This is a genomic window from Streptomyces sp. NPDC002690, from assembly GCF_053592415.1.
Window position 1 is genome coordinate 1 of the sequence record NZ_JBSFVR010000722.1, and the last position, 1,468, is coordinate 1,468.

General features: G+C 74.2%; 1 protein-coding gene and 1 pseudogene. One reads left to right on the forward strand and one right to left on the reverse strand.

The genetic code is table 11. From position 1 onward, the window contains the following. Nucleotides 1-1,316: MFS transporter (locus ACWD3D_RS37040; RefSeq protein WP_451465020.1), on the forward strand; the 1,316-nt coding region annotated here is incomplete at its 5' end. A 58-nt stretch (nt 1,317-1,374) separates the two neighbouring features. Here ACWD3D_RS37040 and ACWD3D_RS37045 read toward each other — a convergent pair. Continuing rightward, nucleotides 1,375-1,468: pseudogene (locus ACWD3D_RS37045) on the reverse strand (sugar ABC transporter permease); the annotation flags it as partial.

Consider the following 1,468-nt stretch of genomic DNA (forward strand, 5'->3'; position numbering starts at 1 on the left):
CCGAGCCGCCGATGCGCGCGCCCGGCAGCTTCGACTACGTGGGCGCCTTCGGTCTCTCACTCGGCCTGGTCTCCCTGCTGCTGCCGATCACCAAGGGCAGCGAGTGGGGCTGGACCGCGCCGCTGACGCTCGGCCTGATAGCCGGCGGCCTGCTGGTCCTGGTCGCCTGGTCCCTGTACGAGCTGAGGAACGCCGCGCCCCTGGTGGACCTGCGGACCACGGTCCGGCGCGAGGTGCTGCTGACCAACCTGGTATCGATCATGGTCGGCGTCTCCTTCTACGCCGTTTCGCTGGTCGTGCCGCAGCTGCTCCAGCTGCCGACCTCCACCGGATACGGCCTCGGCCAGTCCATGGTGGTCGCCGGTCTGTGCATGGCGCCGCTGGGGCTGACCATGATGATGACCGCGCCGGTGTACGCGTGGATCGCCGCCCGGCGCGGCCCGAAGGTCTCCCTGATCATCGGCATGACGGTCATCACGGTCGGCTACGGCGCCGGAACCCTGCTGATGGACGCGGCCTGGCAGACCCTGGTGATCTCGACGGTGCTGGGCGCGGGCATCGGCCTCGCCTACTCCGCGCTGCCGGCCCTGATCGTCGGCGCGGTGGACGCCTCCGAGACCGGGGCCGCGACCGGCCTCAACACCCTGATGCGATCGATCGGCACCTCGGTGTCCAGCGCCGTCATCGGCATGGTGCTGGCGAACACCTCGCTCCACACGGGCGGGGTGGCGGTTCCCTCGATGCACGGGTTCCGGCTCTCCTTCCTGATCGCGACCGGGGCGGTGCTGGTCGGTCTCGTGCTGGCCGCGTTCCTGCCCTCGCGGCGCCCGTCCGCCCGTCCGGTGCTGGTCGCCGACAGCGAGAGCGAGGCGCTGCTCGCTGAGGCCGAGGCGCTGGTGGCCATCGACGCGGTGCTGCACGGCGGGGCGTCCGCGCCGTCGGCCGTCGCCTCCCCGTCCGTCGCGGGCTCCGGCGGTTTCCACGGCCGGGTACGGGACACGGCGGGCGCGCCGGTGGCGCGGGCCACCGTGACCCTGGTCGACCGGCAGGGCCGGCAGGCCGGCCGGACCGTCGCCGACGAAGCGGGGCGGTACGCGCTGGCCGCCGCTCCCGAGCCGGGCCTCGTGCTGGTCGTGACCGCCGCCGGTTACGCGCCGCACGCCCGGCCCGCCGTGTGCGCGTCGAACGGGCGGCCGGTGGTGGCCGACCTGGTGCTGACCGCCGCCGCCCCGGAGCACGACGGCGCCGTGGTGCCGCAGGCGGCCGAGGCTGTCCAGGCGTCGCCGGAGGCACTCACGGGAGAGCACCGCGCCTGACCCCTGCTCGCCGCACCCGGTGAGACCCCGCACGCCCCCGCCGGTCCGTCCGGCGGGGCAGGCCGATCCGGAAGGAGTCCCAGAAGAGGGTGTCGTGCAGCAGGTCCTGGAAGTTCAGCGCGCCGATCCACTGGGTGGAGCGGGTGCGGCCG